This window comes from Marinilabilia salmonicolor, from assembly GCF_003003035.1.
In the GTDB taxonomy this organism is placed as follows: Bacteria; Bacteroidota; Bacteroidia; order Bacteroidales; family Marinilabiliaceae; genus Marinilabilia; species Marinilabilia salmonicolor_A.
In genome coordinates this window covers 126,438-152,474 of sequence record NZ_PVTS01000014.1, presented here as the reverse complement: position 1 = coordinate 152,474, position 26,037 = coordinate 126,438, and the positions used below count along the sequence as shown (strand labels likewise).

28 protein-coding genes and 1 tRNA gene are annotated in these 26,037 nt (G+C 41.4%); 2 read left to right on the top strand and 27 right to left on the bottom strand.

Annotated features, from left to right (window positions below; translation table 11 throughout):
- Positions 1 to 120: 120 nt before the first annotated feature.
- Both BY457_RS19040 and BY457_RS19260 read right to left on the bottom strand, forming a co-directional pair.
- Positions 121 to 297 carry a hypothetical protein gene (locus tag BY457_RS19040; RefSeq protein ID WP_181256489.1) on the bottom strand — a complete coding sequence of 59 codons (177 nt, stop codon included), beginning with the start codon at positions 295 to 297 and terminating at the stop codon, positions 121 to 123.
- On the bottom strand, positions 278 to 403 hold the full coding sequence (locus BY457_RS19260) for a hypothetical protein (RefSeq protein ID WP_258176744.1): 126 nt from the start codon (positions 401 to 403) through the stop codon (positions 278 to 280). Before BY457_RS19260 ends, BY457_RS19040 begins: the two co-directional genes overlap by 20 nt.
- Before the next feature lie 249 nt (positions 404 to 652).
- Between BY457_RS19260 and BY457_RS14155 the strand changes: the two genes are divergently transcribed.
- Positions 653 to 726, top strand: a tRNA-Arg gene (locus BY457_RS14155).
- Between the two features lie 231 nt (positions 727 to 957).
- The gene (locus BY457_RS14150) at positions 958 to 1,332 is read left to right on the top strand and encodes a hypothetical protein (RefSeq protein ID WP_106153980.1); all 375 of its coding nucleotides are present in this window, start codon (positions 958 to 960) and stop codon (positions 1,330 to 1,332) included.
- A 517-nt stretch (positions 1,333 to 1,849) separates the two neighbouring features.
- On the opposite strand, the gene BY457_RS14145 is transcribed toward BY457_RS14150, so the two are convergent.
- From BY457_RS14145 to BY457_RS14025, 25 genes are all read right to left on the bottom strand, one after another.
- Positions 1,850 to 2,173 (bottom strand): hypothetical protein, encoded by a 324-nt coding sequence (locus tag BY457_RS14145; RefSeq protein WP_106153979.1) that lies wholly within the window; start codon positions 2,171 to 2,173, stop codon positions 1,850 to 1,852.
- Positions 2,174 to 2,201: 28 nt separating this feature from the next.
- Positions 2,202 to 2,489 (bottom strand): hypothetical protein, encoded by a 288-nt coding sequence (locus tag BY457_RS14140; RefSeq protein WP_219885169.1) that lies wholly within the window; start codon positions 2,487 to 2,489, stop codon positions 2,202 to 2,204.
- Between the two features lie 11 nt (positions 2,490 to 2,500).
- Positions 2,501 to 2,869: a hypothetical protein gene (locus BY457_RS14135; RefSeq protein WP_106153977.1), complete on the bottom strand. Its 369-nt coding sequence runs from the start codon at positions 2,867 to 2,869 to the stop codon at positions 2,501 to 2,503.
- Positions 2,870 to 3,123: 254 nt separating this feature from the next.
- Positions 3,124 to 3,546, bottom strand: coding sequence for a hypothetical protein (locus tag BY457_RS14130; protein ID WP_146130991.1), 423 nt, complete (start codon positions 3,544 to 3,546; stop codon positions 3,124 to 3,126).
- A gap of 4 nt (positions 3,547 to 3,550) precedes the next feature.
- Entirely contained in the window at positions 3,551 to 4,048 is a 498-nt protein-coding gene (locus BY457_RS14125; RefSeq protein WP_106153975.1) for a hypothetical protein, read from the bottom strand.
- A gap of 54 nt (positions 4,049 to 4,102) precedes the next feature.
- Positions 4,103 to 4,633 (bottom strand): hypothetical protein, encoded by a 531-nt coding sequence (locus tag BY457_RS14120; RefSeq protein WP_106153974.1) that lies wholly within the window; start codon positions 4,631 to 4,633, stop codon positions 4,103 to 4,105.
- A 57-nt stretch (positions 4,634 to 4,690) separates the two neighbouring features.
- On the bottom strand, positions 4,691 to 5,392 hold the full coding sequence (locus BY457_RS14115; protein WP_106153973.1) for a hypothetical protein: 702 nt from the start codon (positions 5,390 to 5,392) through the stop codon (positions 4,691 to 4,693).
- Between the two features lie 20 nt (positions 5,393 to 5,412).
- Positions 5,413 to 5,655 (bottom strand): hypothetical protein, encoded by a 243-nt coding sequence (locus BY457_RS14110; RefSeq protein ID WP_106153972.1) that lies wholly within the window; start codon positions 5,653 to 5,655, stop codon positions 5,413 to 5,415.
- A 47-nt stretch (positions 5,656 to 5,702) separates the two neighbouring features.
- A complete protein-coding gene (locus BY457_RS14105; protein WP_106153971.1) occupies positions 5,703 to 5,927 on the bottom strand; it encodes a hypothetical protein in 225 nt (74 codons plus the stop codon).
- Positions 5,928 to 5,931: 4 nt separating this feature from the next.
- Complete coding sequence (locus BY457_RS14100; RefSeq protein WP_106153970.1) at positions 5,932 to 6,402, bottom strand: transposase; 471 nt, start codon at positions 6,400 to 6,402, stop codon at positions 5,932 to 5,934.
- A gap of 118 nt (positions 6,403 to 6,520) precedes the next feature.
- Positions 6,521 to 6,721, bottom strand: a complete 201-nt coding sequence (locus BY457_RS14095) for a hypothetical protein (protein WP_106153969.1) — start codon at positions 6,719 to 6,721, stop codon at positions 6,521 to 6,523.
- Positions 6,722 to 6,849: 128 nt separating this feature from the next.
- Positions 6,850 to 10,335, bottom strand: coding sequence for a tape measure protein (locus tag BY457_RS14090; protein WP_106153968.1), 3,486 nt, complete (start codon positions 10,333 to 10,335; stop codon positions 6,850 to 6,852).
- A gap of 15 nt (positions 10,336 to 10,350) precedes the next feature.
- A complete protein-coding gene (locus tag BY457_RS14085) occupies positions 10,351 to 10,617 on the bottom strand; it encodes a hypothetical protein (RefSeq protein ID WP_106153967.1) in 267 nt (88 codons plus the stop codon).
- A 157-nt stretch (positions 10,618 to 10,774) separates the two neighbouring features.
- A complete protein-coding gene (locus BY457_RS14080; RefSeq protein WP_106153966.1) occupies positions 10,775 to 11,008 on the bottom strand; it encodes a hypothetical protein in 234 nt (77 codons plus the stop codon).
- 69 nt (positions 11,009 to 11,077) lie between these two features.
- The gene (locus BY457_RS14075; RefSeq protein ID WP_106153965.1) at positions 11,078 to 12,397 is read right to left on the bottom strand and encodes a replicative DNA helicase; all 1,320 of its coding nucleotides are present in this window, start codon (positions 12,395 to 12,397) and stop codon (positions 11,078 to 11,080) included.
- A gap of 9 nt (positions 12,398 to 12,406) precedes the next feature.
- On the bottom strand, positions 12,407 to 13,087 hold the full coding sequence (locus BY457_RS14070; protein WP_106153964.1) for a hypothetical protein: 681 nt from the start codon (positions 13,085 to 13,087) through the stop codon (positions 12,407 to 12,409).
- Positions 13,088 to 13,097: 10 nt separating this feature from the next.
- Positions 13,098 to 13,310 (bottom strand): hypothetical protein, encoded by a 213-nt coding sequence (locus BY457_RS14065; RefSeq protein WP_106153963.1) that lies wholly within the window; start codon positions 13,308 to 13,310, stop codon positions 13,098 to 13,100.
- A complete protein-coding gene (locus tag BY457_RS14060) occupies positions 13,307 to 13,630 on the bottom strand; it encodes a hypothetical protein (protein ID WP_106153962.1) in 324 nt (107 codons plus the stop codon). Before BY457_RS14060 ends, BY457_RS14065 begins: the two co-directional genes overlap by 4 nt.
- A complete protein-coding gene (locus tag BY457_RS14055; protein WP_106153961.1) occupies positions 13,620 to 13,952 on the bottom strand; it encodes a helix-turn-helix domain-containing protein in 333 nt (110 codons plus the stop codon). The genes BY457_RS14060 and BY457_RS14055 overlap by 11 nt, the downstream gene beginning before the upstream one ends.
- Before the next feature lie 183 nt (positions 13,953 to 14,135).
- Positions 14,136 to 15,029: a hypothetical protein gene (locus BY457_RS14050; RefSeq protein ID WP_106153960.1), complete on the bottom strand. Its 894-nt coding sequence runs from the start codon at positions 15,027 to 15,029 to the stop codon at positions 14,136 to 14,138.
- Positions 15,029 to 16,330, bottom strand: a complete 1,302-nt coding sequence (locus tag BY457_RS14045) for a site-specific integrase (RefSeq protein WP_106153959.1) — start codon at positions 16,328 to 16,330, stop codon at positions 15,029 to 15,031. The genes BY457_RS14050 and BY457_RS14045 overlap by 1 nt, the downstream gene beginning before the upstream one ends.
- A gap of 721 nt (positions 16,331 to 17,051) precedes the next feature.
- Positions 17,052 to 20,639, bottom strand: a complete 3,588-nt coding sequence (locus BY457_RS14040; RefSeq protein WP_106153958.1) for a family 43 glycosylhydrolase — start codon at positions 20,637 to 20,639, stop codon at positions 17,052 to 17,054.
- A 390-nt stretch (positions 20,640 to 21,029) separates the two neighbouring features.
- Complete coding sequence (locus tag BY457_RS14035) at positions 21,030 to 23,144, bottom strand: endo-1,4-beta-xylanase (protein WP_106153957.1); 2,115 nt, start codon at positions 23,142 to 23,144, stop codon at positions 21,030 to 21,032.
- A gap of 25 nt (positions 23,145 to 23,169) precedes the next feature.
- Complete coding sequence (locus BY457_RS14030) at positions 23,170 to 24,207, bottom strand: DUF5627 domain-containing protein (protein WP_106153986.1); 1,038 nt, start codon at positions 24,205 to 24,207, stop codon at positions 23,170 to 23,172.
- Positions 24,208 to 24,241: 34 nt separating this feature from the next.
- Complete coding sequence (locus tag BY457_RS14025) at positions 24,242 to 26,026, bottom strand: RagB/SusD family nutrient uptake outer membrane protein (protein WP_106153956.1); 1,785 nt, start codon at positions 26,024 to 26,026, stop codon at positions 24,242 to 24,244.
- Between the last annotated feature and the right edge of the window lie 11 nt (positions 26,027 to 26,037).

Genomic DNA, 26,037 nt, shown 5'->3' with positions numbered 1-26,037 from the left:
CTCTGGGACACCCAAATTTACACCTAAAAATACATTAAAAATTTGATTTAATGAAAGTTAAGTTTTTTACATGAAAAAAAGTGCGGAACTCAGGAGAATGAAAATCCGGAACACCCGTTATTAACCGGCGGGAATGGTTCCGGATTTACTATTTTTAAAACGAATCTGAGGCAACAATATCTTAATCTCTTTTGTGTCCTCCTCCTTCTTCCACCAAACCACAAAATTTACCTTTGCCTTATCGGGGTGATTATTGGCACCATCATACTCCAACTTATCATCTTTTACCATCAACATATCCTACATCAAGAATTTTACCGGTTCGGACATCGGTTTCAATATCTATAAATGCAATGGTGTTCATAGTCTGCTGAATGCACAGGTCATAGTTGTAAACAATCAAATATAACTATTTTAGTCCTAAACCCCTCATACAACAATAAAGATGGCGCATTCAATGAACTGCCAGGTTATTTATTCACTTAAGACAAAAAAAAAAATAAATATATGACACGAAACACACTATCAATCATCAAACCAACAAGAAATCGGAAAATCTTTCCATTCCAGGAATAATTCAAGGCCAAAAAAACACTTTGAACGATGGTCTTTTCCATCTTTTTCCTATCTTTGCACCGCATTTGAGCAAAATGGTCCGGTAGCTCAGCTGGATAGAGCAACAGCCTTCTAAGCTGTCGGTCGTGGGTTCGAATCCCGCCCGGATCACTGAATAAAGCCGCAATTCTTTTATTATTAAAGGGTTGCGGCTTTTTCGTTTAAGGATTGCACCCTGTTTTGCACCCCTAAAAACTTGCACCCCTTTTTGACTTGAATTTATTTTATCACTACCTTTGAAACATTGGAAGCCTTAAACAAGCTTTTGAATTTACTATAAAGAGGGGCCGGCTCAAATGTGAGTATGCCCCTCTTTTTTTGTCTTATCTAAACTCTACTGCTATGAATCCAGACACATTACAAACTGTGGTTTTTGTTACCTTTCTTATTCAAGTGGCTATACTGATAGCCTTTTTTGTTCTGGTTAATGACGTTCGGGCCATTAAAAAGAAGTTTGGGGCCGATAGGCTTAGCCAAAAAACAGCACTCCTTAAAGCTTTGGAGAAAGCCAAATTCATGAATAAAAAAGATGAGATTGTTTCCATTTACAAGGAACTGGCATTTTTTGAGGTCAACACTCCAAGCGAACCATCTAAAAAATACCAGCTTTTTGATCTGGAAGAATTTGCCGAAGAAATAAAAAACCACGGTGGGGAAATACCTTCAGGTTTAAGTGAGAAAATTTCAGAGCTTCAAAGCAAGGTAAATAAGAAGTAACCGGAACAGCATTTTTTTAAACAACGGGATTCCGTTCTTTTGGCTGGTATGATAACGGTATAACGTTTTGATAAAAGGGCGATAATGTTCGCTCTTTTTAATTAGGTGGAATTCCGCCTATTTACATACGGTGGATTCGCCGGTTTTATTTACCCCAAAACAGGGGTGTTTCTATTCCGTAGGTTCTACGGGTTTACATACCCCAAATTCCGTGTATGTAAAATCAAAAGATAGTGCTGTGAGAAAATCACACTCCAAACAGTCCGATTATCGGATAGTTTCCCCGGTGCAAAATTGCGTTGGCAGTTTATCAGGTAGTTAGATACCGTTGCCGTGTTTCCGGTATCGGTCTGAGAATGTGTTTTTAGCGGAATTACGATCTTTGTTTAACCGTTGCGGGGATTCCCGTTTCGGTAGGCAGATATGCCTACTGGGAACAAAAAAAAGGGCCTCACTTCTGAAGTGAAACCCCTTTTCGGTAATATAGCAGGACTATAAAGATAATAAAATAGCTCTGTTAATCAATCCATTTATCCTCTTCCATGTGTTTATCAACAACCTTAATCATGATAGCATTTTGATATTTTAAGATTTTCTCCCCCACGGTATCCATAAAATTTGAATCTGCCATTTTCTCTTCAATCTCTTTTATCAGTGCATTAGATGGCGACCCCTCCATCACTACTTCAGCAGGGTTGATATTTTCGTGGGAAATCTCATTAAACTTTTTACTTATATCCTCCCATTCTGGATTGCTTTTTAACAGGTCACTTATCTCTTTATGCAATTCTAAAAAGTCTTCGTGAGACTCTGGAAGGTTGGCTTTATTTTTATTTTTCATGGATTTAAATTTAAAAGGTTCTTATTTACTATTCAGGAACATTGTGTTCATAATAACTGGCCCGGTTGCTACTCTTTGCCACGCATTCAATTTCTATGCGGTCAATGCGAATTTTGGATGTATTGGCCCCGTCTTTGATAAACTTAATTAGTCCCTCTCTTTTCCATCGATCCACAGTCCCACGGCCATACATTTTGCTCGCTTGGTTTAAAGTCAAATATGGCTTTAACTGTCCCAACTCAATCAAAACACGTTTTACTGTTATTTCGGAAAGATCCTCTAACAGCTTTCTCTTTTCATGATCTATAAATTCCACAGGTATAAGGTTTAAGCAGATTGTTTTTCCAGTTTTTCCAAAGTCCTAAGTTCGGTAAGGTTGCCGTAGCACTTCTCTATGTTTTCCCACTCCTTACCAATTCGAGAAAGCATTTTAGTGATAAATGAATTTGCAAAGGTAACATCTGCAACCTCTCTTAATCTCAAATCTTCAACATCGTTAACATTGGTTTGCGGAAATATTGGATTGTAATAGGCCATCATTGTTTCCTGAAGGTGTTCTGTTATCTCAGGCCCGCTCATTTGGGTGAATAACTCTTCAGTTAGTGCAACAATGATCCTTTCACTCTCTTTGATTTGTTTTTTAAGCTGTTCTCTTCTCTCTTCAATTTGCTTTTGAGTTTGTTCTTTTGAATTCATGAGTTCGCAATTTAAAAATGATTAATAAAAAAACGGTTACATTATTCCTTTGCCTGCTTGCGAACTCTTAAATAATAAGGGTTATTCATGCCATTACAACACGAAAACAGTGGAATTAATGCAACCGTCCTATATCTATACGGTTAAAGAAAATCTGTTGACATATAGGCACAAAAAAACCTCCCATTGGAGGCGGCCTATTGGTCACCCTTATTATTTATTTAGTTCGCACTTCAAAGATAGAAATTAAATTTTCACAATTCCAAATCTAAGCCTGTTAAATCTGAAATTATTTTTGCAGTGCTTATTACCTCATCCCTAAAACGCCTTACCACCGTTTGGTTTAACGCCTGTTTGAAGTAATATGACAAAAGCCTTTCTTTGATTCCGGTAAACTCTGAAATTATAGGCCGGAAACCTACCCTTGCTTTCTTTTTAAATCCGTTTAAATAGTCCGGGTCAAAGAATAGGGCAAAAACAGCCACAAGCAAGGTTATTTCATTTTCTTTGTTACTTTCCGGCATACTACCCCGCAAATCTATAAAGGCATCAAATACGGCCCTCATTTGCGTTTTTGTCATTTCTGGAATAATGGGCTTGCAATCTTCCACAAGTTCCGGGTAAAGGGCTCTAATTTTGGCAATGGTTACCTTTAAATGACTTTCGTAAACATCCATAAGGCTAAAGGGCATTAGTTACACCACCAAGTTTAAAGCTGGTTCCAAAGTCTTTCCCTTTGGCAAATTTCCGAACACGCGATTCCAGGTCAACCATTGCCACGGTGCTTTGTGAGGTTATTACGTTGTACCCTTTGCTTTCCAAATAGGATGCGTATTCCATAGCGGCAAACCCGACTAAGATCCATTTCATGGGAACACTATTTGTCAAAACTTCATTTACAATCTTACCGGTGTCAGTATCCAGGACCGGCAAAGAAGTTGCAACAACGGCCCCATCATAAACAATGGCATAGCCTATTGAGCTTCTTAAATTTGCTGTCTGGTCGGTATAGTCTCCCTTTGGAAAGGCCCCGGATATGTTTACCCCGTCCTTTGCATCCCGGGCAAACTCTTCTCCCACTCGTTCCATAATTGAAACAATACCGTGGTGGATATGGTTAAAGTAGTTTTGTAAATCTCTGTTGATTTCTCTTGCTGTAAAACGTGGATTAAATCCCATTGCTTAGAGGTTTAAAGGGCCAAAGTGATAATCTGCACTTTGGCCCCGTGGTGGTTAATTTGAAAACGACAAAAGAATGGTATCAGGGATTTGCTCCCTTGAAACCGGAGGAATGCGATTTGCATAAACCGTGCATCGAATAGCAATCGACAAAGTTTCATCCTCTTCTGCAAAAAGGGATTGATAAAGCAATCCGGTGTGCTTTCCTTCGGTGCTTTCTGAAGACAAAACATCGCCCAGCCCAGCCGTGATTACTGTAGCAAAGTTTAAAACATCATATTCCTCATTTTCCGTGTCAACACTGGTTATCTCTACCCCTTCGATAGTTGAACCAGCCTTAACAGTATGTCTTTTTGCGACCTTTACAGTTTGTGCGCTACTGACGGCCTCAAACACTTTGGCGGTTCTTACAAGTCTCGCCTTTCGGGTTTGCTCATCGTAAATAAACAATGAACCTGCGGGAATTTCTTCACCCGGAATTAGTCCGGTCATCTCCAAAGAGAAACCGCCTTGTGCGTTTTCAAAATCTACTTGTGAAACGGGAATGCCTTCCCTTGATTTTACTCTTTTAAATCCAAGTGCCATGATAATTTGATTTTAATGATAAAAAATAATTGATTGTTGGGTTAGGGTTAAGGGTGGTTAATGAATAGCTTTCAACCATTCAGGATCCATATGAATTTGCTCTCCTGCCCCATAGTTGAATAAATAACCCTTGTGAGCACTACCGGGCATAACTGATGCCGGGATTCCGTTGGGTGCGTATTCTTTTGCCATCCGCTGAAGCTCCTGGAGTTGTTTCTCTGTCTCTTCTGCCAGTTCAAAAAACTTTTTCCGTGATTCAGAGTTAACAAAAACAGAACACTCGTCTTCAAGTGCTTTTTCGTCAAAGGTTACTTTCCCATCCTTGAACTGGAAATATTCCCAGTTCAAACGGCGAAGAAACCCGGCTGATATTCCTTCCATAAAAACACGCTGAATGCCCCGGTGTTGTTCTGCCACCTTTTCCTCCCATCTGTCAAATGGTGCATCCACCGCCTCCCAAAGTTTTGCAGCTAAAACTTTATTTTTAGTTGCCTCCTGAATATCAGATTCCATCTTTTCCAGATATTCATTTTTTACCTGGCTTAGATTGTTGTTAATGATTGCCCGGAAAACTTTGTCGGTTGCTTTACCAATTCCCAGCTCTTCGTATTGGTCAACCGCTGTTTGAAGTATTCCCAAAGATCTCTCATAGTCTCCTTTTAGTTGTCCAAATTTGAAGTCATCAAAATGCACTCTCTTTGGTGCTTCTTTGGTTTTCGTGGCCTCTGTGGCCTTTGTTTTTGCTTTTGTTTCTGCCATGATTTTAAATTTAAAATTGATTAATAAGAAGAATTATTTCCACCGGTGGCCCACGCTTCAATGGATGCAAGTGTGTATTTCTCGTAGGCTTCGGCTTGTGCATCAGTCAGGGGGATTTCTGCAGTTGTTACCACCTCCGGATCATGAAGCTGTTTGAAAAGTTCAGATTCGGTATCTCTGAGCATTTCAATTCTTGCTCTGGTCGCTAACTCTCCGTTACCTCTTACAAGGTCTTGGATTTGTCTTTTAGAAATTGTTTTCATCTTTGTAATTGTTTATTGATTAGAAAATACCCGGTAGGATTATTGTCCTACCGGCCGTTAATTGCGTTGGTTACTTCTTCAGCATCTCTTATGGCCTCTGAAGTGATAGGGATAACATTCTTTCTGCTTTGCATCATTGCAAGGAACGTATCCCCGGTTTTTGTTGAAAATACAGGTGGCTCGTTAGCTTCCTTCGGGTTTATCTCCCCAGCCTGAATTCGTTTAAGGAATTCGATTTTCTCTGACTTGGTCAATTGGTCAACTCTTTTCATTTGCTTACTCCTTTTTTTGATCTGAATTATTTGTACTATCTGGATATAATCCGGCTATAATTCTGTTAAGGTCTTCCTCTGGCATCTTTTCAAATTCATGCCCTAAAACCTGTTTATCTCTCCAAACATTCGGCTTTCTATTTTTCAGCCAAAAGATTTGCGCGGTGGTGTCCGGCACAACCTGTTTAACCGTCTCCTTTTCTTCAACCAGCTTGCCGTTTTTTTTCTTCTTTTCGGTTTCGGTGTACTCATACCCCAAAGCCCTTTTTAAAAGAGAATTTTCCACCTGTATGTCAACCGGGGCTTTCCCACGCTTCAGAGCCTCTTTAAATTCCGGGTATTGCTCCACATACTTGTAAAAGGTTCCATTGCTTACTCCCAGCCTTTTCCTTATTTGCTGGTCTGTTAGGCCCTCCCTTGCGTACCCTTCAGCGAGTAAAGGCCATGTTTGCGGATCGTACTTTGTTTTTGCCATTGTTCTCTTGTTTTTCGTTGTCAGGGTGCGTCTAAGGGTGCAACTCCTTTTGTTTGGTTTAATACTCTCAGTTTTTAAAGGGGCTTTGGCTTGTAGTTTATCGTCCCGTATGGATGATTTAAACCTTTTCCGGCCTTAAAACTCGTTTTCTCATTATCGCTCTTCGCCTCATTTGCTCAATTTCCTTTTTCCGGTGCCGCTCCTGGTTGCGTTCAATGTATGCTTTACGCTCTTCGGAATGAATCCAGTTGTCTTTGAGCAACTGATAAAGGTCATCTCTAAGATGAACTGGAATAGCTTCAATAAAATCTGCTAACATGACTTTTAATTTTAAAGGGTTTGTGATTGGGAACAGGCGGCCAAGCCTGCTCCCTTTTGATTAGAACATTTGCCGATACCTATTTTTCAAGCCGGGGCCGTCTCTAATGTGGTTCATTGCTTACCTGTTTAAAGTCCTTTAGCTTTTAAGGGGTCGGAATTTTTGTCGGAATTTTTGTTTGACTTCAAAACGTTAAGTTTGTTATCAATGCTTTCCAGGTGCTTGTTGTACCGCGTATTCGCCGCAATCTCTGACTGGTACCGGATTGATTCATTCATTATCCGTAAACTTTCCGCCTGATTAATTCGGATAGCGTTCATTTGTCCGCCGATCAATGAGGCGGTTCCCTCTGAAACTCCCTTTACTGCACCTGTTAAAGGGTCTTCCGATGCGCTGCCGTCAAAGATTGAAAAACCCTCTTCCTTAGCTGCTTTTTGCGCTTCTTCGAGTAGCTTTTTTACATCACCAACCCTCACCGCAGCATCTTTGGTAAAGTCACCTATTAAGCCTAAAGCACTTTGATAGCCTCCACCAGCATAAGCCTGTTCAAAGTCTTCCCCAAATTGATTGAGCAAAGGCCCCATCACCTGGTTTACAACTTCCCCGGCAATCATATTCTCAAGAATCTCTTCCACGCTGTCTCCAAAGGCGGCGGCCGCGTCTGTTCCTTCCTCAAATGCTGTTACAAGTGCATTTTTCAAATCGTCTCCCATCATGCCAACCAACTCTTGGCTCACTTGCTTCATTTGCTGTTCAGCTTCTTCCATTTTGGTTTGCCAGTCAATGGTATTCTGAAGCAAATTTTCTGTTTCCTCATTAAGTAAACCTTGCTCAATAAGTGTATTGGCATAATCAATATCTAACTTTCCGGTTTCATCAGTTAACTTCTCGTGCTGGCTTAAAAGGTTAGCCATCACCTTTTCCTCTTTTTTACCGAAAAGACCGCCTAATATTGCGCCGGCTGGCCCCAAAGCCGCGCCCCCTGCAACCTTACTCCAATCTGTCACATCTTTTGTTCCTACCTGAACAGTTCCTTTTTCGCTAAGGTCGTTCATAGCCTCCTGGTAACCTTGTGTCGCATCTTTGTAAGCTTCGGCCGCATCCGACATTCGCCCGACATAATCTGTCAAAAAAATACTTTCGTTGAGTTCGGTTTGAAGTCTTAATTGTTCGTTGAGGCTTAAATTGTACTGATTCTGAAGTGCATTAACGGAATGATAAAAGGCCTCTTCAGCTGCTTTACGCTCTTTGGATGCGTTTATTAAGCTTAATGTAAAATCAGTTAATCTTTGCGCACCCGCAGATGCGGCCCCTAAATAGTCACCCGATGCGGCCATTTTTGCCATATTCCCGGCACTCCCTACCGTGTCCGCAATGGTCATCATAACGTTGCCAAGTTCCGCATTAATACCTCCAACGGCTTTGGCAATATCCTGCATTATGTATGCTATTTGTATGGCATTTTGTCCGAACTCATCCATCCTCTGGAGGTCTAAAGCTGACTGCAAAGCTTGCCCGGCTTCCTCCCATTTGCGTTTGTAAGCATCCAGATTGGCTAAATCTTTGGAGTCTGGGACGGCTGGTGTGCCAACTTTTGCCCAAGAGCTTTTTAGTTCGTCTGGAACAGCCTGCCTGGCATCAAGAGTTAATCCCTCAGCTGCGGCCATTTGGTAAATCGCCATTTTGGCCTGAACGTTATCAGCGTATGCCTCCAACTGTTTTAAAAGAAAATCTTCCAGGCTCTGTCCTTGGTCCAGTAATTGGGAGTTGTGTTCTTTTATGGCTGCAACATCTTCCTTCCTGGCTGTGCGCAAGGCCCCAAAATACTCTTCGTAAGCTTTCTTTTGCTCTGATAGTGATTTTTCAAAAGCTTTGACATCAAAAGGCCCGGTTTTTTCTCCTCCTCCATCTTCACTACCACCAGATATAATATCCTCAATCTGTTTGTTTATTGCCTCAATATCCTTTTTCGCCTTTTCATACCCTTCTTTAGTTTCTGGCAATTGCATTGTGATACTTCCAAAGGATTCGTATTTTGCCAATTCCTTTTGAAGTCCTCTTCTTTGCTTCATAAGGGCCGCAACCTCTTTCCCATAATCAACAAGGTCTTTTTGATATTCCAGGTCTTCAAAAAGACGGTCGCGCCTTTCCTCAAGTCTCTTTTGTTGATTATACCTTTCGTTTGAATTAATTTCCCCCTCCCTGTATTGCTGTTCAATATTTTGGGATTCCGTAAGGATGCCAGACAATTCATTTTCAAGAACCTTTAATTTTATGGTTTTCTCAAGGCTTTTCCCATATTCATCAATGGTGCTTTGGAGCGTGGTGATTGAAGCGTTTTCCGCATCTATATTAGAAAGAAGGTCGGGGTATTTTCTATTCAACTCCTCAACAAGTTCAACCCTCCTTTCACTTCCTGGCTTAGCTTCTGCCAATTTCCTTTTGTACATATCGAGCATTCTGTTTTCATGCTCCATTTTGGAATTAACTTCCCCCGTAACATCTGCCAATCTCTCAACCTCACTAGCTGCATCTTTGGTTTCGGTATTAAAAACAGCCAAATAAGTAACCAAACCAGCAACGGCGGCGGCCAATAAACCCCAGGGATTGGCTTTTGTTACCAAATTGAAGGCGGCCTGTGCATCCTTCGCGGTTCTGATCTGTTTTACCAGACTGCCCCAAACCTTTATGGATTCCAATATATTGCCTGACTGTCTGGCAATGGCTCCCAGTGCCAAAGCGGCCCGATAGGCTCCATAAGTGGCAATAAGAACTTTCAGGGTGTCAATGATAGTTTCATAATTCTCCACCAAGGTTTTCAAACCGCCAATTCCGGCGTAAATCATGCCTTCATTGCTTTCCCCAACTTCGTTAAGCATACGGTCCCACGCGTCCCCTAAATTGGAAACCTGACCAGTGAGTGAACCAGATTGCTTTTCCATTAGGTTGAAAAATTGGCCGCCCTCATTGGTCATGTTCTTAATTGCAGCTTGCAACTCTTCAAATCCAATTTGGCCCTGTTCGGCCATTTTGTAGATCTCTTTGTCAGTAGCTCCGACTACTTTTGCAAGCTCTGAAATTATAGGAATACCCCTTTCGGCAAACTGGTTTAACTCTTCGGCCTGCATCTTGCCCTTAGCTGAAACTTTACCGTAAGCTTGTATAAGGTCAGTAACCGGAACGGATGCACCGGCGGCAAGGTCACCCAAACGGCGTAAACTTTCGGTTACTTGGTCGGCTGGTTCTTTAAATGCCAGCAACCTCTTTGCACCTTGCCCCAGCTCTGTTAATGAAAAGGGGGTTTTGGCTGCCATTTCTACAACCTCACTCATTAACCGGTCCGCTTTTTCTTTGCTCCCCAGCATCGTTTGCAACGCAATATCCAGCTGTTGAAACTCCCCCCGGACTTGGATAACCTGATCTAAAAATCCTTTTGCGGCTGTGATTGAAAAGTACCCGGCCATTGCCGCACCGATTCTTTTAAAGGTACTATCAACCTGGTTCCCCTGATTTTTCACGTCCTTTGTGAATTTAGAGATTCGCTGGTTCATCTCTCTTATGTCTCTTTTTACCTGCTCGCCGTCAATTTCAGCGTGCCATACCAAATTTCCCATGTTTTTTTAGTTTAGTTAGTTATTACTTGGTAACGGCAGATCCACCCATGAAGGCACATCTGAAAGGGTTTGTAACATCTCTTGAAAAAAGATTATATCGTGTTCAATCTGCTTTATGCGGATTCTGTTTTTATCTCTATTGAGTAAAAGCATTGAAACCTCATGTGCCTTTTCCTGAATGACCTTTTCAATATTTATTATTCTCAGATTCCTTCTCACTTCATTCAGGTAGTTAAAATTCCCAGTAATCAGCTGGCCGGGTTTTATTGTTGGATTTTTCATTTTTTTCGGTTTTCGGGTGCAAATAGGGTGCAACTTTCAAAATTATATTATTAACTTACTCTGTCTTTCAATTACTTAACCTGTTTTTATTTCATCCTTAGCAGACTTGAACCCTGTTTTTTGCCCCGGAATTGGCTATAATTCCGGGGCGGGTTTTCTATCCTTCAACCTCTTTGATAATGGCCTTTAAGCCTTTTACCATTTGCTTAGCTTCTTTAATGGATATGGAGGTTACAATCTCTTTTGTCTCGTCCAAGTCGGAGACCACGAATGTGATATCAGGTTTTTGAGGGATCCCATCCAGGTAAGGGGTTGTTTTCTGAAAGGTCATTTCCACGTCCATTGTGTTTTCTGGTTGGTAAACCGTGTGTTTTGATTTGTGCTTTTTCATTGCTTTTGATTTATTTGGTTAAAAATTGATTGAATTCTGTTTTTTAGGCCTCCACATTCTCCACGTTGTTTAATATGGTGCGGCCCCATCAGGTGTATGGATTATGTCATAAAATTTCGTTATTGTCTCATTGTGTTTAGTCACCGCGCCCCCGATTTTACCATCCCGATTTTTTGCGAAATAGAAATATGCTTTGCCCTTTTCGTCTATTGCTTTGGAATCGTAATAAATGGGTCGATGTGGAAAGACCACGATATCTGCATCCTGCTCAATAGCCCCGGATTCGCGAAGGTCTGAGAGTATGGGTTTTTTATCAGGTCTGTTTTCAGGCCCCCTGTTCAACTGTGAGAGCAAAAACACCGGCAAATCAAACTCCTTTGCAATGCCTTTCATGGTTTTGGATATTTCAGCCACTTGTTGTTCTCTGGGAAGGCTCCTGTCTCCTTTCATTAACCCCAAATAATCCACAACGATTGCTTTAATGCCGTGCTGCTTTTTGTAGATTTTCGCTTTGGCTTTAACGTGTCCGAGAGATACGGCCGGTGTGTCATCAATGTAAAGTCCCAAATCCTGAACGTGTGAAACAGCTTCATCCAAAACGCCCCATTGATTGGCGGTCAATCGGTCAAGGTCATAACCCGAAAGGCCCGATTCCCTTTGTAAAACCCTTGTGGTAAGTTTGCGGGCTGTCATTTCCAACGAAAAGAAAAGAACCGGGCCGGCCGTGCTGGCAATGTGTATCGCTTCATGAAGTGCAAACGCTGTTTTTCCCATAGATGGCCGGGCAGCAATTATTATCAAAAGACCGTTTTCCCAAACTGGCACAAATTGCCGGATAGCTGCTAAAGAGGGTTTAACTCCATATTGTGGCGTATTTTCGCTTTGTTGGCGGTCTCTTATACTTTCGATTGTATCGGCCACATTCTTTTTAAAATCTTTAATCTGCGATCTGTTTTCCACCTCATCCGTCACACGGTCAACCAATCGGGTAGCTCTATCAATGAAATAATCCAAATCATTACTGGGGTCCGTTCCCAATTTATCCAAGCGTCTTATTTCAGTTACTAATGTGCGGCGTATGGAATATTCTTTGATGATTCGGGCGTGATACTCAATATGTGCGGCGGCTGCTACGTCTGCCATTAAGCCGGTAACCTCAAAAGCTGACATCTGGCTTTGCTGCTTTTTGAGTTGAAAGATGACCGATGCAATATCTATCGGGGTGTTTTCTTTAAAAAGGTTTTGAATAGCCTCGTAAACCTCTGAATGCTCCTTTTGGTAAAAATCTGATGCACTCAGTATGTCAGTGACTTTCAGGTAAGCGTCTGGCTCAATTATGAGCTGACCTAATACTTTTCTTTCGGTTTCTATGTCGTGTAGGTTTTCCATTGTCTATGTCTATGCGGGTGAATATTCCAAATAGTTAATGTCTGCTTTCTCCTGTTCGGTGGATGAGGTAATAATCTCATCGTTCCATGATTCACCGTTAAGGTAAGTAAGCGGGTTTTTTCTGTATTGCTTATCAGGTGTTGATGTGATATAAGCCGGTAACGTCTGAAAGATTTTTTCTTTATCTGACTGGCTTAGTCTCTTCCACTTTGCAAAACATTTTTTTCGATCCTTCTTTTTGTCGTATTGCGTCCAAAACTTCTCAAAATCGCGTGTTAATACTTCTTTACCTTCTTTACCTTCTTTAGTAGTGGTCGTTTGTTGGTCGTTTGTTGGCTCTTTTGCTGGTCGTTTTGCTGGTCGCTTGGCTTCTCCTTCGCTCTGGTAATCTTCCCATTTACAAATAGTTACAACGCTAAATTTGTTGGTCGTTTTGATGGCTATTTCGTTGGTCGATTTTAAGCGATTTAATGAAGTGCGAATTTGTCGTTCTGATAACTTCAATTCTTTGGCTAATCTCTTCCTCCCGGTTATTAACTGTCCGGGCTGCAACGCGATACCCTGCCAACTATTTGCTTCAAAACTCGCATTTAGCAAAAGGTGTATAAACACTCTAAAGGTGTTGGCGTCATCGTACCACTCCCATTCTGTGAGTTTTCTGAAAAGTTTTATGTAACCTCCGTTTTTCAATTCAAAGCGTTTAGTAGATTACAAGTTTTTCAAGTTCTTTCGTTAGCCGGAAAGGGCTTCTCTGCCATTGCTTAAGAAGTTCTTCAGCTCTTTTCCGGTCGGGGGTAATGGTGCCGGGTAGTATATGATATCCAAGTGCTACCCCCCTGGTAGCGGTATCAATCTCCATTACATGATTGATTAGTCCGGCGTCAACGGTTGCAGCCACACAATAGTATATCATTGTGCACCTCCTTTCTTCCTGATCGGTGCTGAATGGATGAAATAAACTTTCATGCGGGTATTATCGCCCAAATGCAGCCAGTAGTCAGAGACTGGAACACCCCCGGCTCTTAAATAGCGAATATGCGACCTCGGATCAGATACACCAGTTTCCCTTACCAGTTCGGCAGTAGTGTATTGTCCGGTAAGTAGTACGGAATGGATTGATTGAGTGGCTGGCCCGAAGTCGGAAAGATTGATTATCTTTGTCCCATTGATTCCCCCTTTCGATTCTGCCCCTTTTACCGTCCCCACGGTTTCGGGGCTTTTTTTATGCTTCATGGCTGGCCTCCCTTCCTTCGGCTATTTTTTGAATATCTGAAAGCTTGTACCTGACTTGGCGGCCAATTTTGAAGGCTGGCAAAATGTCTTTTCGGTTCCACGTCCAAAGAGTCACCTTAGAAACCTGAAGCATCTTTGCGGCTTGGTCAGGTGTCAAATACTGCTCTTCAGATGAAATTTTTTCGGATTTGTTTTCATGAAGTTCTCGGGCGGCTGTCTGAATAGCATTTACAATTTCTATCCCCGATATTTCAAATTTGAGCTTTCCAGCGAGTTCTGGATTTGAAAGAATTGTGTGTAAATTAAATGGTTGTGTGTTCATGACGTTGTATGTTTAATTGTGATTAACTTGATTCGTTACCACAAACATACAACGACTTTAAGTTAGTTAAAGAATTGATTGACAGTTACTTATCTAAAAGTATTTAGACTTTTTTAGATTTTAGGCATAAAAAAAGGCCAAATTAATGGCCTTCAAATAGTTGTATTTTAGATAAGTTTTCTGCTATTCTTTTTTAATGTTTTTCAAATACCCCTCCGGGTAACCTTCATTTTCCATTAGGTCGATAATATCTCCCCTGCGATTATCTGGTTTGGTGTTCTCGTATAAAGGCTTTCCATTATCTAAGATGAAATATCGATTCCAAACCTTATACCTACCACGTCCATCACTTACCATGCCTAAATGCTCACAGAATTTATTTGCATCGGACGGTTTACCAATCCAGATAACTTTGTTTTTCTCCGTTGGATATGGCCCATTTTTCATAGCATTGTTAAAAACATCCTTGTCGATGTTATCAATGTATTTTCTATGCCAAAGTTTTTCCATTAACTGGGAATGATCCTTTACCTGTTCTTTGAGTTGTTTAAGTTCGTAGATTAACCAATACCACTCAAAGAATTCCAATAAGTCATCAACAGCAACCGTTCTTTCTCTTTCTCCAAAGGAGCTCCATTTTTGATAGTAATTAATAGCAAGCGGGGTTAATTCCTCTTCGTTCATGGGTTGTCCTGACTCATTCCAATCAATATAACCAAACCTTGTTTTTGTTATCTCTTTTATCATTAAATAAATCTGATTCTTTAAATATCCCTGTTCTCCGTCAGGTGCGATCTTTGATAATGCTTTATGATTTAGAACCTCCGAACCTATTAACCGATTATTTTTCGTTATGAGCATCATTTCACTAATTACCTCCGCAGGTGATTGTTCTGGCAAAGGCCTTTCATTTTCAAGCCGATCATATATTTCAATCAGCGACCTGCCTTCTTTGATTACAGTTTCCATATCAGTAAAAACGGATTTTACTATATGCCCTGCAATTATATCCAATACTTTCTTATCAGTACCGGGAAACTCTTTTTGCAGTATTGTGTGTATGTTTTCCTTATTCATTACCCTACAACCTTTAAATGATTACCGTTTTTAGTCCAATGCTGTAATAACAAATTGGCGTGTTCTTCTTCGCTAACTTTTAGGTATTTACGAAAGGCAGACTCGGACTTATGCCCGCTGATTTTCATTATTGATTGCGAGGGGAATCCGGCTTTAAACAAGTTGGTACAAAAAGATCTGCGGGCAGAATGGGAACTGACCAATTCCCACTTTTGCCGTTTTACGGTTCTTTTGATACCTCCACGGGTTTCGGAAATGTGAAGATCTTCATTTAACTCTGCCAGCTTTGCAATCTCTTTGAGAAAGTCGTTTGTCTTCTGATTCGAAATAGCGGCCGGCAAACGGCCTTCGTACTTCTCTAAAATGGAAGTAACAACCGGATGCAATGGAATTACAACCCTATCCCCTGTTTTGGATTGTGTAACACGTATAAAACCGTCTTGAATGTTTTCAGGCTTCACTCGTGAAAGGTCGCCAAACCTTAAACCAGTCCAGCAACCAACCAAAAACAGATCCCTCACCCGTTCAAGGTATGGCCTGTTTGAAAGGTCAATTTGTTGAATGCGGTTTAATTCGGCTTCATTAAGATAGATGCTGTCTGTTTCTACCTGAATTTTAACAAAGCGGTGTGATTTGTACCGTAGGTTTGTGTTTATACCGTCCTCCGTTGCTTTATTGAGAAATACTTTCAGGTTTTTTATAAATTTTCCTACGCTGTTGGCCTTGTAGTATTTTGGTTCCTCTGTGGATCCTATGTTTTTTGTTTGGAGAAAGCTTATCCAATCATTGTAAAAATCCAGGTCAATATCATTAAAATCAATTTCCCGACCAGCTGCAAACTCCTTGAGTAGTTCAAAGGTTCGGATATAGTCCCGGCGAATGCGATAATGTACAGGACTGCCCGTTTTTGGGTTTATGCTTTGCTCTGACTGCTCTATAAAATGAGAAATAAACTCAAACAGAGTGACTGGCTTTTTCTCAAAGCTTTCAGGATTTCTGAATTTCTCAATACATTCAGAAAGCCATTCTTTGGAAAGTTCCCCTTTGTCCTGGTAAGATTTTAAAATATGTCTTTCCAACGTCTCCAGCTGGTCTTTATACCAGTCCCTTTCTGCAAAGTCTCCTGAATTAGAAATTTTGGCGCGGGTAGTCCGTGCTTTCTGATTCCAAAATTTAGCCGGGATGCTTAGATGAGTTTTTGAATAGACGTCCTTTTGTCCGTCCCGAAGTCGTACCCGAATAGTAACGGGCTTTGATTTTGTTTTCGCATTTGTGCGAATAAACCATTTGAGTGAAGCCATGATTTCAAGTTTTGAATTTACTAATCCAAAGATAAACTAAAGGGTGCAACTTTGCAAATTTGCACCCTAAAAAAGTTTTTCAACTGAAAGTTAATTTAGTTCTACTTAATTTCATAAACAACAAAAAACGGCTCTATGTTTAGGTTATAAGGTTGTTTACTCTAATATTGTTGCTTTATATGAAAATTGAAAATTAATATAAATAAGTCCCGCCCGGATCACAACAAAAAACCGCAATTCTTCAATAGAAGAGTTGCGGTTTTTTTGTGAGCTTCTGCCTCAAACCCCTTTTATTGGCCCTATAAAACAAAATTCCCCGAAAGCACAGCACACGCTTCCGGGGAATTACTGAGAAAAACTGAATATCCAGGCCTGATTATAACCTGAACAAATAGCTTTTAGGTCTTTAAATCGTCAAAAAACCTACTGCTTCAAAAATAGTTAATCAATCATTGGTCCTGATTTGATTTAAGATATTATTCTTTCAATATCAGACACACCTCTCACTGCCCCTTTCTTTAAAGAATCTTTTTAGACAACTCACCGATTATATCTGATTTTAAAACTAAAATATCTCTAAATTAAAAACCTCTACCATGTTTCATGGCTTTACAAAACATAAAACCTAAGAAAGAAAAAACAAATCATCCCTAAATTAATCAAAGAACCTGTCTGAAAACCCGGCAGAACAGAGCCCGAAACGATATCTTCTCATCAATTCCTAATAAGAGTCAGATACCACCACCTTTCCATATCCTTTTTCAGTATTGCCAATCACATAAACGCCTGTAACAAGACCTGAAACAGCATTCTTTCTTTTTACCTTTGAGCGAAGCAACCTCCCGGTTAAAGAATAGACGTCCACCTTTTCGTCAGGCAACAGTTCATCAAAATCAATTTCCTGAACCGAAGTGTCATATTCATCCGAATTAGACAGAAAAACATCTTCAATAAGAATTGGACTTCCCCCCAACGACCAGAACCCAACGATATAAATATGCGAAGGATCGAGCGCAACCAACTGTCCATCGACCTCTTTCTTCATGCGGTTCAAATCAATAACCAATTCTGTTTCATCCTGCACGTCATAGCTAAAAGGTGAAGACCAGTAACTGCTCTCATCAAAGATGCGAAATGAGGCATTTCCGCCGGGAATTTTCTTAAGTTTAACCACCAGAAATTTATATCCTGACAAATCCAGTCCGTTGTCGTACTGCCAACCACCAAAGCCATATTGTCCGGTAATCAGTTCACCTGTCGATTCATCAAAGGTTCCCGTTTCCCAGATGGAAGGATTAAATCCTTCGTTGGTTAAAGGAAAAATGCTTACGACGACAGTAAAACTGACACTTTGCTGATTTCCAAGCTTGTCCTCATAGGTAGCGGTAATATTAGCCTTCCCGTTTTCTCCGGCTACAACTCGTCCGTTCACCACGTATGCTACCTCGGGATTGCTGTTAACCACAGATACTTCTGAAGAAACAATTTCCGTATGCCCATCCTGAAAAAGAGCAGTAATTCTTAATGTCCTGTTGCTTCCCAAAACCAGTTCCAACTCCTGGTCGTCCATATACAGTTGGTCCAGCGTTAACTGTTCCTCTGTAAAACCTGTAAAACTATCGTCGTAGAACAAATCTTCGGAAAAGGTTGCCTCCGTAGTAAACCAGTACACATCCACAAAACCACCTGTTGTTTCAGTAGCATAGTTAAATATGGCGAATTTATTACCGGTAAAAACCGACAGGTCGAATGCCATATTCAGATCATCTCCCATCGGCTGATATGTCTGATTATCGGTACTGTAATAAAACTTTGCGATACCGGTACCGTAGTTGGCTACTGCTCTTAAGTAAACCACTTCTTCAGCCAAAGCATCAGTCGCTACCTGAGCTACGCCATCCAGCTCTGTCATTATTCGCTTCTCTCCGTTAGCAACCGTTACGCCGATAAAAGCATAAGGATCCTGAAAAACAGCCAAACCGGCCACATCACCTTCCTGCATATTACTGGCATCCAGCTTGATGGTTCCATAAGAATCAGTCGCTTCGGAGTGATAGCCAAAAATCCTCTGAGTCAAGGTATTTCTTGCATTCAGCAAACCATCGGTCACCCCTGCAGTTTCAAGACGCAGAAATCCGGGCCGGTCAAACAGCGACCATTTGCTGTCATCCGGATTGTGGTTCCACCCCCACTGCTTACCCAACTGATAATTTCTGAAGTTATCATTGGTAGGCAACACTGTTACAGGATACGATTGCCCAACATCGGGCTTGCGATAAGTCGTAACACCCTGCCCATTTTCACCAATTTCAGGCCAGTTATTCACCCAGGTTACAGGTTGCAAATTGGGAAAACGCCCAAAAGGCCCCTTGTCATAAAACAAAACCGTCCACCATTCTCCTGTCTGCGTTTCCACCAATGCCCCCTGATGGATATTGTCATCATCCAATAAAAGTTTCTCTTCATAATCCCCAAACAGATTCGTGGACCGGAAAGCGACCTGTGAAGCAGGCCATCCTCCATAAGTAGCATAGATGTAATAAAACCCGTTTATCTGGTACATGTGACATCCCTCCAGTCCAGACTCCGGTCGTTCAATCACAGTGCGGTCTTCACCTATGGCTTCAAAATTATCATCCAGCTCAGTAATCTTAATGGTATTGATTCCATGTACCACATAAGTTTTCCCATCCTCGTCAAAGAAAAGCCCCGGGTCATAATAACTACGGGAAAGTTTTTGAAGGTCCCATTGTCCTGCCGGGTCAGAACTGGTCAATAAATACGCACCCTCATCGAGGGTATTGAACATGATGTAGAAAGTGCCATCATTATATCGCAAACTGGACGCCCATTGCCCACGTGCATACCTGTCTTCTCCATTCAAAAGATTATATGCATCACCTGCCTCAATCATTTCCAACGGATTGCTGCAATATTCCCAGTTAACCAGGTCATAACTTTTCAAAAGTGTTGCTCCGGGGAAGATGTGCATCGTAGTGCTTACCATGTAGTAAACATCATCCACACGAATCACATCCGGATCGGGGAAATCGGCGTGAATCAATGGATTTGTATAAGTTCCGTCACCGTTGTCACTGTGCGACTGATACTGAAATTCCGGTCGGGGATGATTCGTTTCTGCATATTCCTGATACCAGTGATATACAGGCCAGGGACAGGCTTCCGGGTCATTCAAAAAAGTATAGGTTTCGCCATCAGCAGGCTCTTCTGCGCTAAAATCTGCCAGGAAGTGAGGACTGGTAAATAACAACCAGCTTACATTCCCTGTTTCGTCCATAATTCTCTTAAAGTTGGCTCCAAATCCTTCGCCACCGGCTGTTCCTGTAATCCCTGTTCCCCACGAAACATCTTCATACTTCTCCGGTGCCCAATCCATTTCAGTAATCATGATTGGCGCAAAATCAGCAACCGGCTTCACATTGGCATCCCACTCCTGCTTGAATACTTCATATCCATCGGCACTCCCAAACCAACCGGGATAAATATGCACAGCATAACCAATATTCTCTCCCTCAATGGGATTAACGGCATACCCTTTGTACTGGGCCTGATAGGCTGAACCCGGAATCCAAAGCACATTATGAAATCCGTTTTCCCGAATTTTGTCCACTACAGGCTGAAAAATCTGTTTCAATACATCAAAATGGGCCTGTGTATTGTTCCCGACGCTTCCATCAGCCAGACGAATCCTTACCGGTTCATTAGCCAGTTCAAACATCACCTCCTCCATTTCCAGAATTTTTGGATGAGAAGAAACGATATCCCAAACGGTCATCAGATATTCGGCATAATTGTAGTCATCTTCAACACCTATCACTTCGGGGCTCACACCGGGAGGTCTTATCACCACATACAAGCCTTTGGAGATGGCATATTCAGCCATCGGGACAAAAACCTCATCAAGATATTTTCTGAAGCGGGTTTCACTGAAACAATTCGGTAATTCGTGACCATCAGGAGTACAACCAGGCTCATTTGACCAATAGGGATCCATGTGCAGTCGGAGAAAGTTCATCTTCCATCCTGCATCCAAAATGTCATCAATCAGTCCCTGATTATAGGTCAGGCATCCTTCCACATCATAATTATTCCAATATTGCCCCCGCTCATTGAACCAGGGGCTGTAGGTCTGGGCAAAACCGTGAAGGTTAACAGTATTTCCATGGTTATCTTTAAGAAAGCGACCTTCCACGTGCAGACGGGGAGTAGGCATCTCCGGCCAGGCACGGAGAGTGTCAATTGAAAAGAGTAAAAAGAAACCGAACAAAAATATTAAGCGAGCCTTCATAAAGGGTAAATTTTGATTAAACATCATTCCATGATGACCGAATAGCATTGGTTTTGGAAGAACTATTCCCATCTATAAAAGAACGAAAATAGAGTTCATTACCAAAACCTGTCTGCATTTCATAAAAATAAGCCAAACCATACCCTCCTATTGAAGGATATTGAGGACTACAGATAAATCCCACATTCCAACTAATAACACTATTCGAATTAACATGAAGAACCTCTTTGACGTATCAGGAGGGAATGTGTCTCATTAATTCCAAATGTAATTTATGAGACATAAATAAAAGAACAAGAAAAAAACTCCCCCCGGAAAAATCCGGGAGGAGTATCTATTTAACCTATTGCTTTGAAAAAAAATCTTTAAGCATTTTTAAATAATAAAAACCTATTCGCCTGCCAAACCATCGGCAAAACCGGCATAAGCTGGTTTACGGACATAATCCAAAGACCAGAGCCCAATGGGTTCACCACCTCTCCAGGAAGAATCTGAAGGGCTGTCTGCAGGACTCCAGTGAGCAATACCATATCGCTGATTTACAGGTATAATTTCAAAGTACTTTCGAATAATGAAATTATAATATTCAGCCATAGCCATATGCTGTTCATGCGTAACATCTTCTGTCATCACAGCATCGCCGTTTTCGTCAACCAGCCCCATATCCAACTCGGTGACTTTAACCAACTTTCCAGTTGCAGCTAACAACTCATACATCTTCACAATATGCTCTTCCTTACTGGCCTGTGTTTCAGGATTTAAATGGTACGAGACGTGCATTTGTGTGCCAATTCCATCAATTACAGTCACACCATCCGACTCCCATTGTTCGATCCAGTTGATCAGACTTTTCAACTTCTGGTTATCGTCCCAATCAGACTCCAGGTTATAGTCATTAACAAATAATTTCAGATTCTCTGGACCATGTTCACGAGCCAGTCCCACTGCAATACGAACAAAGTTATCGCCCAGATAATCCTGCCAGTAGAAATTGCTTTCAGGGTCTCCATTTTCAGCCGATTGAAGGTCATAAAACCCGTCTCCGTCGTAATCTGCACCTGAAATAGCTTCATTCACCACATCCCATGCCGTTACATAACCATCGGTGGCTTCCATCATTGCGGAAATCCAGTTTTCCATTGCCCAGGTAAGGGTATCAGCCTTTTCTTCCGGAGTAAGGGGGATGCTATTTGCGGACTCTTCATAATACAGCTTAAGGTCATCAATATAAATCGTTCCGGCAAAATCGCCATAACTAAACAAGAAACGAGTAACGGTTTCTTTAGTAACAGTTGTTGAAACAGTAACTTCCTTCCACTCAGTGTTAAAACTTATCGAAGCAAAATCACCGCCGGAAGAGTAATCGCTGGGATCTTGAAATCCAGGTCCTACAGAACCTTCGCCACTACCTTTGATTTTCATGCTAAGAAAATAAGTTCTTCCATTCTCCAAAGGATCAGAAAAATCAATAGCTGCCTGTACTTCCCATGAATTAACCACAGAGGGATTTGTCATCAAAAGCTCTCCATTTACAACCTCTCGAGTGGATCCGTTGCCCCATCCACCTAATGCCTCTCCATCGGAGAAATCACTCTCGTAAATATATCTCGGAACTTTAATGGATTTAGCTTCTTCATGCGTTACTTTCACCCACTCAATTTCGTAGGTTCCAACATAACTTCCTGATTGCAGCATAACAAAGCTATTAGTAACAAGGCCATTAAACTCTGCTGACACTTCTGTCCACTCATCAGTAAAGGAAATTGGTTTATCTTCAGTATTGCCCCAATCACCCAAAGCCATTCTTATTTCACCTGGAGTAGAACCTTTGATGCGTAAAGTCACCTTATGCTTAGTGCCTACCTTGGTAGGCATGTTATTGGCAACATGATATTGTACAAAATAATTTTGCTCTCGTTCTTCATCATTGGTAACAACCAACACTCCATCCTGAACCACAGGCGTTACAGGGCCCTCAGACCAGCCGGTAAATCCTTCTTCTGAATAATCCTTAATTCCATCAACCACCTCATCAGTTGCATTAGGATCAAATTCAGCCTCTTTATCGGCAATGATGCTTTCAAGATATTCTTTGTTCTGTTGCGAATGCCACACAAGAGTATGACCATAAATACCGATGTTGGCGGTCCTGGCGGCATCCATCAATTGTGCAACCTGAGCAAAATTCATTGATCCGTCATCTTGTACCACAGATCCATATTTCATGGCATTGCCAGCAGTTATCTCATCAAAATTGGAATTTACAAGACTGTACACTGCTCCTCTTTCGGTATAGTCACTTGCTGAAACCGCTGCACCCAATTTAAAGTCCGGGTTCTCTGTACGATCTACGTAGGATTTTAACACATCATAGTCGTTCAGATACTCACTTTCTACGATACTTTCAGGCTTCTTTACATCATATTCGAGCCTGCTATCATCTGCACAAGAGGCCAATACGGACAATACCGCCGCATAGCTCCAGAATTTATATAAAAATTTCATAATCAATCTGATTTTAACGATTAACTTACTCGGTATAAGTAGGATTGAATGTCTCAATCTTAACACCCCGGTCACGAACCACAAGTGTATCTTTAGTCTGATACTGCTTAGTCCCGAAATCCACCTCATAATCCAGGTACAAAGCATTCCGATCCTCATCGCCCCAACTATTCTTGTCTCCATCTTTAACAAATTGTCCGGAACCACTGGCAGTATATCCTTCTGTACCAGAAACAATGGAACATTCGTTATTCTCATCAAACGTGAGGACCAATTCACAAGTAAGAGTTACCTGTTCTTCTCCCTGCATAACAGTTGTTTGCACAGGAAAAATCACAGAATTCAATGAAGATGTATGCAAACTCACCACCTCATCGTCCTCAACGTATTCTTCATGCCTCACTATTGTAGTGGTTTCACCATTCTCTGTAATAATATCTTCTCCCCGACGCAGATAATTGGCATGCCACGGATTGATAAACCTTACAGCATAGAGAACAAAATCCTTAGGCTGAACCTCCCAGTCTGCCACATTGGTTCTAACGGGATTATCGACCAAAGGTGTACCATCCAATATAGAATCTGCATTACTAACGCCAGTCATTCTTAAAGGAATAACATAAGTATTGCTGATAGCATTCTCATCGGCAAAAAAGGCATCTGACAATTGGACATCAACCCCTCCCTGAAGTTCTCCACTGAGAGAAATTGTCTGCTCAGCTAATGAGTAATAATCTGCCGGCATGGGTTGAACAGCAGATTCATCCTCAAAGAACAGGTTACTGGTCAATGCGTCATCCACCGCAATGTCAATTTCAATATTCTTATTATTTTCATACACACCACCCATCGTTGCATAAATTTTCAACTTATGCTCGTTGTCAAGGGTATTATCAAAGATATCCTCTCCCAAAACAATTGTCCTCACAGGAAATTGATAGGGGAAATACACGGTAGTATATTCAAAATCAGGAAATTCGACCTCCTTGTTCTCACATGAGGTCGTCATGAGCAATGCCAAGGCTCCTGCAGAAAATACCGATAAAAATTTAAACAGTTTCATATCTTTCAACATTTATCTTTTTTTATTCAATGAATTACCAACCTGCATTTTGTTCAAGATTGCTCCATTTTAACATTTCCTCATAAGGAATAGGTCCATGGTACATATAATCCTGGTAATTTCTGGATTCAACATCAACAATGGCAAAACCATCCTCATTACCAGCATCACTTATCCGAACACCCATGGCAGTTTCGTTCAGTTTATTCAAATCAACATTCCAACGACGCAAATCCCAGAAACGGTGATTTTCAAAACAGAGTTCAAGACGACGTTCATTCCTAATCAATGTACGCATTCTTTCTTTGCTGGTTCTGCACTCTTCGAGGTAAGGATCATTATTGCTAACCCCTACACCGGCTCTTTCCCGTATGGCTTTGATTACGTCATAAGCAGAAAAACCAAATTCACCGGTTCCGTCAGGTCCCCAGGCTTCATTAGCCGCTTCTGCATAGGCAAGAAATATCTCTGTATAACGAATACGTGCAGTATAATGCTTCTGTTCTGTGTTATACTCAGGATTAGGATTCACATCAGCACGCATCAATTTTCTCAGGTAATATCCTGTACGGGTTGAAAGACCACTCTCCCGGTTTAATGCATCTTCATTATCTCCATATACTCCTGTAACAATAACTGCATCGTCTGGTCCCTGAGTGCTCTCATTAACTACGACATAACGCGATAAACGAGGATCACGGTTGGCATAAGGATTAGAAGGGTCATAATTAGAAGATGCATTTGTAATCGGATAACCATCCACGGATGGGAAGGCATCAACCAGGTTCTGCGTGGGATTTACACGGCCATTACCATAGAGTGAGGGAGGGAAATTATCGGATTCCAGGTCATTACTTTGTCCGATGTCATTACGCCAAAGAATCTCCTGAGGAACAACGCCTGATCCCAAACCGTCAATTTCTGTAGCATTTGCAAACCAATACCAGCCATCAGCATCCATTCCTGAGGGGCCGTTTATGCGACTCAATACTGATCCTGCATAATTAGCAGCATCGGCCCATGTCACGTCCGTGCCATCGGCATAGGAAGGACTTGCAGCCAAAAGAGCTACCTGAGCACGTATGGCCTCAACGATACGTCCGGTAATACGACCACGCATATGATTTCCAACCACACGATTATAATCACTGGCACTGGTTACACCAAGTTGTTGGTATTTTTCGGGAATTTGAGATGCTGAAACATCACCATAATCCAGAGGCAACAACTCCAAAGCCAGATCAACATCACTCATAATCTGGTCCAGACACTCCTGAAATGTATTTCGGGGAACATTAAAATCCGAATCCTTATCCTCAGGCTCAGTTACGATAGGCACCCCAAGTAAACGACCATCTGAGGTCCATCCTCCATGGGCCTTCAACAGGTAAAACATTTGAAGAGCACGAAGCCCGTAAGCCTCACCTTTTAAACGATCATTATACATGATTCTTGCAGCCTCATCCTGGGCCCATTCAACCTCATCGGCATTGGCAAGAAAAATATTCAAATATTGAATCGCGTTTCTGCGTCCCTGCCATTGAGAAACAGGATTAGAATTGGAGGACCACGAACCAGTAGCCATACTCAGGTAATCGTTCTCTACATCATTGGTTACTGCATCATCTGTTGCCACATCGCTTTCAGGTGCATTTTGATAAGGCAACAAAATATATGCATTAGCCAAAATGCCTTGTGCATATGTTGGTTCCTCATACATTGCTTCCAAATCCCGGATATTTTCTATTTCCGGTGTGAAAACATCTTTACAACCTGTAAACAGGAATAATAGCACCAATAGTTTTATTATATTTTTCATAGCTTAATTCC